This window comes from Haemophilus sp. HMSC066D02, from assembly GCF_001810545.1.
Lineage (GTDB): Bacteria > Pseudomonadota > Gammaproteobacteria > Enterobacterales > Pasteurellaceae > Haemophilus_D.
Map to the genome: position 1 here is coordinate 71,173 of NZ_KV801824.1, position 10,663 is coordinate 81,835.

Annotated in this window: 9 protein-coding genes and 1 tRNA gene; 3 read left to right on the top strand and 7 right to left on the bottom strand. The window is 39.6% G+C overall.

The genetic code is table 11. The features are described from left to right. Positions 1–19 precede the first annotated feature (19 nt). The 4 genes from rlmKL to mltA form a co-directional block, all read right to left on the bottom strand. Positions 20–2,155 (bottom strand): bifunctional 23S rRNA (guanine(2069)-N(7))-methyltransferase RlmK/23S rRNA (guanine(2445)-N(2))-methyltransferase RlmL, encoded by a 2,136-nt coding sequence (gene rlmKL / locus HMPREF2750_RS07485; protein WP_070583237.1) that lies wholly within the window; start codon positions 2,153–2,155, stop codon positions 20–22. Between the two features lie 290 nt (positions 2,156–2,445). Beyond that, positions 2,446–3,426, bottom strand: a complete 981-nt coding sequence (gene znuA / locus HMPREF2750_RS07490; RefSeq protein WP_049372394.1) for a zinc ABC transporter substrate-binding protein ZnuA — start codon at positions 3,424–3,426, stop codon at positions 2,446–2,448. A 167-nt stretch (positions 3,427–3,593) separates the two neighbouring features. Next, complete coding sequence (gene tcdA / locus HMPREF2750_RS07495; RefSeq protein ID WP_070583238.1) at positions 3,594–4,355, bottom strand: tRNA cyclic N6-threonylcarbamoyladenosine(37) synthase TcdA; 762 nt, start codon at positions 4,353–4,355, stop codon at positions 3,594–3,596. Then, entirely contained in the window at positions 4,355–5,482 is a 1,128-nt protein-coding gene (gene mltA / locus HMPREF2750_RS07500; protein WP_070583239.1) for a murein transglycosylase A, read from the bottom strand. Before mltA ends, tcdA begins: the two co-directional genes overlap by 1 nt. Before the next feature lie 191 nt (positions 5,483–5,673). Between mltA and HMPREF2750_RS07505 the strand changes: the two genes are divergently transcribed. Continuing rightward, positions 5,674–5,750, top strand: a tRNA-Met gene (locus tag HMPREF2750_RS07505). A 113-nt stretch (positions 5,751–5,863) separates the two neighbouring features. Here the strand turns inward: HMPREF2750_RS07505 and HMPREF2750_RS07510 are convergent. From HMPREF2750_RS07510 to metC, 3 genes are all read right to left on the bottom strand, one after another. Beyond that, positions 5,864–6,370, bottom strand: a complete 507-nt coding sequence (locus tag HMPREF2750_RS07510) for a DUF2301 domain-containing membrane protein (RefSeq protein ID WP_070583240.1) — start codon at positions 6,368–6,370, stop codon at positions 5,864–5,866. Between the two features lie 74 nt (positions 6,371–6,444). Beyond that, positions 6,445–7,800, bottom strand: coding sequence for a UDP-N-acetylmuramate:L-alanyl-gamma-D-glutamyl-meso-diaminopimelate ligase (mpl, locus tag HMPREF2750_RS07515; RefSeq protein WP_070583241.1), 1,356 nt, complete (start codon positions 7,798–7,800; stop codon positions 6,445–6,447). Between the two features lie 91 nt (positions 7,801–7,891). After that, positions 7,892–9,082, bottom strand: a complete 1,191-nt coding sequence (metC, locus tag HMPREF2750_RS07520; protein ID WP_070583242.1) for a cystathionine beta-lyase — start codon at positions 9,080–9,082, stop codon at positions 7,892–7,894. Between the two features lie 141 nt (positions 9,083–9,223). Here metC and HMPREF2750_RS07525 point away from each other — a divergent pair, with 141 nt between their 5' ends. Both HMPREF2750_RS07525 and pgsA read left to right on the top strand, forming a co-directional pair. Next, positions 9,224–9,826 (top strand): peroxiredoxin C, encoded by a 603-nt coding sequence (locus HMPREF2750_RS07525; protein WP_049370140.1) that lies wholly within the window; start codon positions 9,224–9,226, stop codon positions 9,824–9,826. A 90-nt stretch (positions 9,827–9,916) separates the two neighbouring features. Next, on the top strand, positions 9,917–10,474 hold the full coding sequence (pgsA, locus tag HMPREF2750_RS07530) for a CDP-diacylglycerol--glycerol-3-phosphate 3-phosphatidyltransferase (RefSeq protein ID WP_005696448.1): 558 nt from the start codon (positions 9,917–9,919) through the stop codon (positions 10,472–10,474). Positions 10,475–10,663 lie beyond the last annotated feature (189 nt).

Consider the following 10,663-nt stretch of genomic DNA (forward strand, 5'->3'; position numbering starts at 1 on the left):
ATCATTATCGGGCTTTTTGTTAGGCTTTCATTGTTACAATCCAGCAATTGTGGATTTGTTTATTACGCTCAAAATCAAGTGGTAAGGTTTTCGCTGAAATTTCGACCGCACTTAATCCCAATTCATCTAACGCCTCAAAATCCATTTTAAAACCTCGTTTATTGTTCGAGAACACGATGGTGCCGTTAGGACGTAAAATACGCTTAAGATTACACATTAATTTGATGTGGTCACGTTGAACATCCCAACTGTCTTCCATACGTTTAGAATTCGAGAATGTTGGCGGATCCACGAAAATCAAATCAAACTGGCGATCACATTTCTCTAACCACTGCAAACAATCTGCCTGAATGAGCTTGTGCTGCTTGCCTTCAATATCATTTAAAATCAGGTTTTGCTCTGCCCAGTTTAAATAGGTGTTTGACATATCCACGGTTGTTGTCGATTTTGCCCCACCTAATGCAGCATGCACTGTTGCGGAACCGGTATAAGCAAAAAGATTGAGGAAATCTTTACCTTTTGCCATTTCACCAACCATTTTACGGGTTAAACGATGATCTAAGAATAATCCTGTATCCAAGTAATCCGTTAGATTCACCCAAAGTTGTGCACCGTATTCATTCACATAGAAATATTCGCCTTTATTGGCCAATTTTTCATATTGATTGGTGCCTTTTTGTTTTTGACGGACCTTCAAAATCAGTTTATTGGTTTCAATACCAGTGACTTGTAAGGTTGCAGTCACTGAATCCAATAAACGTTGACGCGCTTTGTTTTCATCAATATTTTTCGGTGCGGCATACTCTTGCACCACAATATGATCGCCATAACGATCCACCGCTACGTTATATTCCGGTAAATCAGCATCATATAAACGATACGCATCAAGGCCTTGCTGTTTCGCCCATTTTTCAATTTTCTTGATATTTTTCTGTAAGCGATTCGCAAAATCCACCGCTACCGTTGAAGTGCGGTCAAATTCAAGCGGATTTTCAACCGCACTTTCTTTGCGTTCTGAAATTTGATAATTCTTCTGAACACAATCTAACGGACCGTTTTTCGCTTTAAATTGACGATGAGAACGCATACGCAAGCAATCAAGCAAGGTAGATTCACTACTGAAAATTGACGCATTCCAACCACCAAATTCATTTTTAAGGCGTTGTCCGAATACCGAATATAACGCAATCAAAGCAGGAGTTGTACCCAAACGCTCACCATAAGGCGGGTTACAAATCACCGTTCCCACTTCATCTGGACTTGGATTTTTTAATGCGGCGACATCACCTTGTTTCCACTGAATTAAGTGTGCTACGCCTGCATTTTGTGCATTCTTTTGCGCTTTTTTCAGTACGCGATAATCGAGATCGAAGCCATAAAAATTCGGTTTTGGATTTTGATTAAAATAAGTTTCTGCTTGCTGTACTGCTTCTGCTTTTACCTTATCCCAAGCATCTTGATTATGCCCTTTCCAGCAATCAAAGCCCCAATGTAAACGATGTAATTGCGGCGCAATTTGTGCTTCCATCTGTGCCGCTTCGATTAACAAAGTACCCGAACCGCACATTGGATCCACTAATGGTGTCCCTTTTTTCCAACCTGAACGAAGCACTATCGCAGCGGCTAAGGTTTCACGTAAAGGCGCTTGCCCGGTATCTTCACGATAGCCACGTAAATGCAATGCTTCGCCACTTAAATCAAGTGAAACAACGAGTTCTTCTTTATTTAAATAAGCATGAATTCGCACATCTGGATAGTCTTTATCCACATTTGGACGCGCTTTCCCTTGGCGTTCAAAATAATCCACAATGGCATCTTTCACACGCATCGCACCAAATTGAGTGTGGCGAATCTCTTGGTTTGTCCCGTTAAAATCAACAAAAAATGTGGATTTCTCATCAAAATAACTTAACCAATCCTGCCCTGTCACAATTGAATACAAGTCTAAATCACTATATACCTTGCCATTTACAATAGGTAACAAAATACGTAAAGCCAAACGTGACCATAATAAGCTGCGATAAAGTGTTTCATCATTAGCCTGAAAATGTACGCCGCCTTGTGCAATTTTACATTCCGTTGCACCAAGCTCTGTTAGTTCGACTTTTAAGAGTTCTTCAAAACCACGGGCAGTTGTGGCAAATAGTTGTTTCATGCGTTTTCTCGATAGGGAAAAATTGGGCGGATTATAGCATAGTTTTAATTAGGATTTCGCCTAAGGCGACCTACTTTTCTTTGCTTGTGCAAAGCAAAGTAGGCAAAAGAAAACACACCCCAATTAAATCGCTAATCCTCATTCTCTTTCAATTTTCTTTACAGAAATTTTCGAACTCACTTCGCTCAAACAAGCGAAAATTTCTTAAAAATTGAAAATCATTCGGGCGATTTAGATGGGGCAATAAAAAACAGCCTTAAAGGCTGTTTTTAAGATAGAAGCAAATTAGATTATTTACTTAAACATTGAGCATAGCTATCAGCGGTGGCTTGAAGGAAATTCGCGTAGGAATTTGGACCAAGCTGTACGTTATCGCCAATAGGATCTAAACGACCAACATTAACTTTTGTACTTTGTGCAAGCGAATCAATCACTTTTGGTGTGAATTGAGGCTCAGCAAAAAGACAATTTACATGGTGTTCTTCAATCTCTTCTTTGATGTGAGCAATGGTTTTTGCGCCTGGTGCCACTAATGGATTAATAGTGAAATAACCGGTTTGATTTAAACCATAAGCATCATTGAAATAACTATAAGCATCATGGAACACAAAGAAACCTTTATCTTTAAGTGGCGCTAATTGTGCTTTGATCTTGTCGCTTTGCTCAGTCAAAGTGCGGTTAAAATCGGCTAAGTTTTTCGCAATCAGTTCTTTTTTATCCGGGTGTTGTTCTGTTAATTTATCCGCGACTTTCTGTGCCACAATTTGGCTAATGGCTGGTGAATACCATAAATGCCAGTTCACGCTTAACCCATTTTCATCAACATCGTGGTCGTGATGGTCATGACCATGCTCGTGTTTATGATCGTGTCCATGTTTGTGATCATGTCCATGCTCGTGTTCATCACCTTCATGATAATGCTCATGATGCACTTTGCTTAAAAGCGGTTTAATTTCTGGAATATCAGAAATATTGATGACTTTTTTACTATCAATTTGGCTAATTGGTTTTGCTAAGAAAGCATCAATATCTTCACCAACCCAAAGCACTAAATCTGCAGATTTCACTTTTTGCACATCTGAAAGTTTTAAGCTGTAATCATGTGGAGAAGCACCTGCTGGTACTAAAACCTGTGTATCCGTCACACCGTTTGCAATAGACGATGTAATAAAACCGAGCGGTTTCACGGAGGCCAATACATCTGCATTTGCTATCATTGGAAGGGTTAAAAGTGCGGTAGAAATTGCACTCATTTTTAATACTTGTTTCATGTTTGTTTCCTTACTTTTATTGGGAATTATTCTCAAAGCCAACATAGACTACGCCTTTTTGATAAAATTGCAACATTCCAAATAAAAAAATGAAGTGATATTTCTTCATCTTGTTAAATACTTTCATTCATAAAGAAAAAGCAACGTTTTCACGTTGCTTCATTTCTTTATTTTAATAACTTATCGATTACCCGAGAAACGGCAAAAAATCCAAAAGTTGCGGTGATCATAGTTGCCGCACCAAAACCATTTGCACAATTCATGGTAGCTGATACTTCACAGCCCTCGCCCATTTTAGGGAAAATCAGAGGCTGGGTGGAAAACACCGCATCAACTGCAAACTTACGTTGTGGATTTTGAGTAAAATTGAAATCCTTACGTAAAACTGACCGCACTTTTGCCAATAGTGGATCTTGAATCGTTTTGCTTAAATCAGCAATTTGAATTTTCGAAGGATCGGTCTGACCACCTGCGCCACCAATGGTAATAATCTTGATTTTATTACGTTTGCAATAGGCAATCATCGCGGCTTTCGTTTTCACGCTATCAATGGCATCAATCACATAATCATAGCCACGATTTAAGTATTCTGCTTGATTATCCGGTGAAATGAAATCATCGATAATATTCACCACACATTCTGGATTAATCAGCTTAACGCGTTCTGCCATCACTTCTGTTTTAAGCTTGCCAATATTGCCACTCAACGCAGGAAGCTGACGATTAATATTGGTGACACAAATATCATCCATATCAATCATAGTGATCTGCCCTACACCGCTTCGAGCCAATGCTTCCACTACCCACGAACCTACGCCACCAATACCAATGACGCACACATGAGCCTGACGCAAACGCGCCAAGCCTTCTGGTGTGTAAAGTCGGCCAATTCCGCCAAAACGTTGTTCGTAGTTATCGACTCGAGCCATTATTGTAGTACCCAAACGCGTCCATAGTGTTTTGATAACCCCGCAATATGACCCGCTTGATCGCCAATACCACGGTATAAGTCAAAGTGGTGACCATTTACCGCACCGCCCACATCAAGTGCCACCATTAAGTGTAATTTGTGTGTGCCCATCCAGTTACCCTCATTATCAATATCCGGTACTTCAACCAATAATACGGTTCCTGAAGGAATTACATTACGGTCAGAAGCGACGGCTGCCATAGGCACTAAAGGCACGCCTGCAGAACCTTTCACTTCACCTGTTGGATCGTTTTTAAAGAAAACATAAGATGGGTTACGTTCTAACAATTCTCGTACTCGAGATGGGTTTGCTTTCCCCCATTCACGAATCGCTTGAATAGACATTTTTTCTTTTGGAATTTCACCATCTTCAACTAACAAACGACCAACCGCTTGATATTTATAGCCATTTTGGCCCGCATAGGCTAAATAATTTAAATTGCCATCACCGTAATCAACATAGCCACTCCCCTGCACGCCTAATAGGAAGTTATCCATCATTGAATCACTGTAAGCGAGCTCTAAGCCTTGTCCTGCCAATGCACCATTATAAATTTCTGCACGGCTATAACGTTTATAGCTTGGCATTGCATAAATTGGATGTTGATATTGACCTTGTGCAGTACGACGTGCATGAATCACTGGCGAATAATAACCTGTCATCAGCACGTTTTGATAACCATCAAAACCTTTCATAATCTGAGGATTAATGCCGTATTGTGCTAATTCATTTACATTTGCTCCTGCAAGCACCCAGTTAGTGATTTTGCCATAATTCGCCGCAAAGCGATTTGTTAATGAATTTGAATAATCACGAACATTCGTCAACTGTGTTAAAAAGTCACCTTGGTTAACGACCGCACTTTTATTCTCCACGGAAGCTACGGGACTTAAAATAGCTTGTTGATAAGTACGTCCACTATACTTTGCTCCGAATTTTTGTGGATCGTCGCCTGTCGCAGTACGCGGCAAGCTAGAATTATTTTTTGAAGAGACTTTACTTGGTGCCGATCCACATGATGCAAGTACTGAAACAGCCGCCATCACAGAAAGAATTTTTACGGCGAGATTTTGACGAAATTTCATTCTTATTTTCCTAAATTAAACTAACTAATACAAAGTTGCATACGCTATCAAAAATTCCCTTTTAGGACTAGCACTATTTCATAAAATGATTAATTAATATTCACATTGTTTATTTTCTTAACAAACGGAAAGTCAAATTCAGTTTAAATCTTGCAATAATTTTTGAAACGAGTATATTACGCGCCATCAGACGCGGGGTGGAGCAGCTTGGTAGCTCGTCGGGCTCATAACCCGAAGGCCGTCGGTTCAAATCCGGCCCCCGCAACCAAATTACAAAGCACCGAAATTTCGGTGCTTTTTTTGTTTTTAGATAAAGATAAAATTGAATCAAAATAAAAAGGCACATGTTGTGAAACATTATGCCTTTATCTATCAATCTTATTAGATTTGATACTTTGTCTTATCACCGATATCAAAATGCAATGGCATTCGCCATTTTTGAACCGCAAGAATCAATAATAATCCACCGACGATCAACGATAAAATGCGAGCAATCCAACCACCTTCAAATACCCAAGCAAACCAAAGTGCGGCGACAAATGCAGGTTGTAAATTTAACAGCGGTACTCTAAAACAGAAGTATTCTTTAAAGCATAAACCGCCCAGTGTGACCAATGCACCACCTAACGCTAATTCATGCCAACCTAAAAGCGCACATAAGAGTGCAAGCCATGTGGCAAATTGGAATGTTAATCGGAAATGCTTTAAATAAATATGAAGCGATGACGCACAACAAGTTGCCGCAATCAACACGGCAATTTGAGCCTGTTGAGGATACCAGGTTAAAGCCAAAATGCTAAATGCCGCAATGACAAAGCCTGCGCGATAAATAATGACGGTGAGTTTATCCCAAATATCCATTGGAGATTCAATATGTGGATCGGCCATGTGATTTCCCTATTTTTGATGATAAAAAGTGCGGTCAAAAACACTCTCATTTTTGACCGCACTTTACATTGAGATTATTTTAATCGATCTAAAATCTTTTGATGAATGCCACCAAAGCTACCGTTTGACATCACAAGAATATGATCCGTTGGTTTTGCTTCTGCCACAATCATATCTACTAATTTATCAACATTTCCTGTGTAATGTGCCGGTTGCACACATTGTCCTGCAATTTCAGCGACATCCCATGGAATATTATCTGGTTGTAACATAAACACCGCATCAGCACGTCCAAGCGCTGGCGCAATTTCATCTTTATGCACGCCCATTTTCATGGTGTTTGAACGTGGTTCTAATACCGCAAGAATACGGACACCACCGCCTACTTTGTCACGCAACGCAGTAAGTGTCGCAAGAATGGCTTCTGGATGGTGAGCGAAGTCATCATAAACTGTAATACCGTTTACTTCCCCTTTCACTTCTAAACGACGTTTTGCATTGATAAAGCTGCCCAATGCATGACATGCATCTTCAATTTTGACACCCGCATGGTAAGCCGCCGCAATCGCCATTAACGCATTGTGCATATTGTGCTGTCCGACAATATTCCATTTCACTTCAGCAACTTTTTTACCGTGATGGAATACAGTAAATTCTGAGCAATCATTAGTAATACGTTCCGAAAACCATTCTTTATCTTTACCAATAAACTGCTGTTCTGACCAACAGCCCATATTGAGGGTTTCTTTCACGCTCTGCTCATCTGCAAAAGAAAGAACGCGTCCTGTAGAAGGAATAGTTCGGATCATATGATGGAATTGACGCTGGATCGCGTGAAGATCATCGAAGATGTCAGCATGATCGAAGCTAATGTTATTAATGATCAAAGTTTTTGGATTGTAATGTACAAATTTAGAACGCTTATCAAAGAACGCCGTATCATATTCATCCGCTTCAATCACAAAGAACTCACTTTCCCCTAAACGAGCAGAGGTACCAAAATTCCCCGCAATACCACCGATTAGGAAACCTGGTTTTAACCCATTTTGTTCTAAAATCCAAGTCAACATCCCCGTTGTTGTGGTTTTACCATGTGTACCTGAAACTGCTAACACCCAACGATTACGCAATAAATGGTCGTGTAACCATTGTGGGCCTGATGTGTAAGGCAAGGCATTATCTAAAACATATTCTACGCAAGGATTACCACGCTTCATGGCATTTCCGACAATCACCATATCGGGTGCAGGCTGAAGTTGGGCCACATCATAATTGGGAATAATTTCAATGCCCTGCTCTTGTAAAAAAGTGCTCATCGGCGGGTAAACATTGGTATCGGAACCTGTTACTTTATAGCCCATTTGTTTGGCAATCATCGCGACACCGCCCATAAAGGTACCGCAGATGCCTAAAATATGAATATGTTTCATTGTTCTTCTCTAGTTGCTAAAAATGCTGACTATGATAAATCAACTCAAAGATTGAGTAAATAAGGGCTGTTTACATAAACAGCCCTCTTTCTTATTTGATTCGGTCAAAGCCTGCTTGAAGATCGGCAATTAATTCATCCGTGTCTTCAAATCCAATATGCACACGAATTAATGAACCTGTTAATTTACGCTCAATACCTGGGCGAATTTTCGCAATTTCTTCTGGTTGATTACATAAAATGAGCGATTCAAACCCCCCCCAAGAATAAGCCATTGTGAAAAGCTCAAAATGATCCATAAAGGCGGAAAGCTCTTCATCGTTTAAACGTTTATGTAATTCAAAAGAGAATAAACCGCTTGCGCCGGTAAAGTCACGCTTAAAGTTTTCATGACCTGGACAGCTTGGTAACGCTGGATGATAAACTGCTTTCACTTGTGGTTGTTCACTTAACCATTTGGCGACTTTTAAACTACTTTCATGATGTTGTTTTAATCGCACGCCTAAGGTACGAATACCGCGTGCTGTCGTATAAGCGGAATCAGCGTCAACCATTTGTCCCATTAAATAAGAATGTTCACGCAATTTATCCCAAGTACGTGCATTAGCCACTGCAGTACCGATCATAATATCAGAATGCCCTACTAAATATTTGGTTCCAGCTTGAATAGAGATATCAATACCGTGTTCTAACGCTTTGAACAGTACGCCTCCCGCCCATGTATTATCGATCATAATGACGATTTCAGGGCTCACTGCTCGAACAGCTTTAACAATCGCTGGGATATCAGGCACTTCCATCGTTAAAGAACTTGGCGACTCTAAAAATAAGACTTTGGTATTTGGCTGCACAAGTTTAGCAATATCAGTACCTATCATTGGATCATAGTAGGTCGTATCAATATGCATTTTTTTCAAAATCACATTGCAAAAATCTTGCGTCGGTTCATAGGCTGCCCCTGTCATTAAGACATGATCGCCTGTTTCTACAAAGGATAAAATAGCATTTGTTACCGCTGCGGCCCCACAAGGATAAAGATAACAGCCTGTGCCCCCTTCCATTTCACACATTAAATCTTGAAGCGCAAAGTGTGTTAACGTGCCACGGCGTCCATAGAAAAGCTCTCCCTTGTAACGATTTTTTGTGCAATGTTTTTTATCTGCAATAGTGTCAAACACTAAAGAAGAGGCACGTTGGACCACCGGGTTTACCGCCCCTTGAGTAAAACGTTTTTTACGTCCGGCATGAACCAGTGTGGTTGATAAAGTATGATGTTCTGACATATATTTCACCTGTAACTTAGACAATATTAATTAATTCAATAGATAAAAACAGCTGTTAAAGTGCGGTCAATTTTTTTAGAATACTAACCGAGTTTTTGCGTAAGCAAAATTTTTATTAACATTCATATAGGAATTATGACTATGGTATTAGTAACTCGTCAAGCTCCAGATTTTACTTCTTCTGCAGTTTTAGGCAATGGTGAAATCGTTAACAACTTCAATTTCAAAAAACACGTTAATGGTAAAGCTGCGGTATTATTCTTCTACCCATTAGACTTTACTTTCGTTTGCCCATCTGAATTAATCGCATTCGACCACCGTTATGAAGAATTCAAAAAACGTGGTGTTGAAGTGGTTGGTGTTTCTATCGACTCAGAATTCACTCACAATGCATGGCGTAATACCCCAACTGAAAACGGCGGTATCGGTGCAGTTAAATATGCATTAGCAGCTGACGTTAAACACGAAATTGCTAAAGCATACGGTATCGAACACCCAGAAGAAGGTGTTGCATTACGTGCTTCATTCTTAATCGACAAAAACGGTGTTGTTCGCCACCAAATCGTAAACGACTTACCATTAGGCCGTAACATCGATGAAATGTTACGTATGGTTGATGCGTTACAATTCCACGAAGAACACGGTGAAGTTTGCCCGGCTCAATGGGAAAAAGGCAAAGAAGGTATGAAAGACAGCCCTGAAGGTGTTGCTAAATACTTGAAACAAAACGCTGACAAACTTTAATTTTTAAGAAAAAGCCACATTAAGTGGCTTTTTTTATTTTTGTAGATCCTTTAAAATGAACCTATCTTTAACCAAAGTGCGGTTATTTTTATGAAATATAATATTCCCATTTTCCTGACGATTCTCCGAGTGATTTTAATTCCATTCTTCGTCTTGGCGTTTTATTTGCCTATCCCTTCTGCACCTTTTATTACCACTCTTATTTTCTTTATCGCGGGTGTCACCGACTGGTTTGATGGCTATCTTGCTCGAAAATTAAAACAAACAACTCGCTTCGGCGCTTTCCTTGATCCTGTAGCTGATAAAGTGATGGTTATTACTGCCCTTGTGTTAATCGTGGAATATCAACATTCTTTTTGGATTACTATCCCTGCTATTATTATGATTTCACGCGAAATCATAATCTCTGCTTTACGTGAATGGATGGCAGAATTGGGTGAACGTAATAAAGTAGCCGTTTCATGGATGGGAAAAGTGAAGACAACCTCTCAAATGCTAGCTTTAGGTGGATTACTCTGGCGATATAATGTCTATATGGAAACATTGGCAATCATACTTCTCTACTTGGCGGCAATCTTAACTGTATGGTCAATGCTCCAATACTTGAAAGCAGCGAAAGGTAGCTTATTAGATAACATTGAATTATAGAATTGGCTAAATTTTAAATAAAAGGTGCGGTTATTTTAATCGCACTTTTTATTTTTGAATTATTTTTAACCAATCAAAAACTTTTTTTACGAATTTTATTTGACACAATACGATAAATCCGTAAAATACGCCCCGTTGTTTGGCAACAAGCAAACGCGGGAATAGCTCAGTTGGTAGAGCACGACCTTG

What these genes read in the sequence shown, in the direction of transcription:
- HMPREF2750_RS07525 (WP_049370140.1), top strand. Translation starts at nt 9,224, where the DNA reads ATGGTATTAGTAACTCGTCAAGCTCCAGATTTTACTTCTTCTGCAGTT.
- mpl (WP_070583241.1), bottom strand. Translation starts at nt 7,800, where the DNA reads ATGAAACATATTCATATTTTAGGCATCTGCGGTACCTTTATGGGCGGT.
- tcdA (WP_070583238.1), bottom strand. Translation starts at nt 4,355, where the DNA reads ATGGCTCGAGTCGATAACTACGAACAACGTTTTGGCGGAATTGGCCGA.
- metC (WP_070583242.1), bottom strand. Translation starts at nt 9,082, where the DNA reads ATGTCAGAACATCATACTTTATCAACCACACTGGTTCATGCCGGACGT.
- rlmKL (WP_070583237.1), bottom strand. Translation starts at nt 2,155, where the DNA reads ATGAAACAACTATTTGCCACAACTGCCCGTGGTTTTGAAGAACTCTTA.
- znuA (WP_049372394.1), bottom strand. Translation starts at nt 3,426, where the DNA reads ATGAAACAAGTATTAAAAATGAGTGCAATTTCTACCGCACTTTTAACC.
- pgsA (WP_005696448.1), top strand. Translation starts at nt 9,917, where the DNA reads ATGAAATATAATATTCCCATTTTCCTGACGATTCTCCGAGTGATTTTA.
- mltA (WP_070583239.1), bottom strand. Translation starts at nt 5,482, where the DNA reads ATGAAATTTCGTCAAAATCTCGCCGTAAAAATTCTTTCTGTGATGGCG.
- HMPREF2750_RS07510 (WP_070583240.1), bottom strand. Translation starts at nt 6,370, where the DNA reads ATGGCCGATCCACATATTGAATCTCCAATGGATATTTGGGATAAACTC.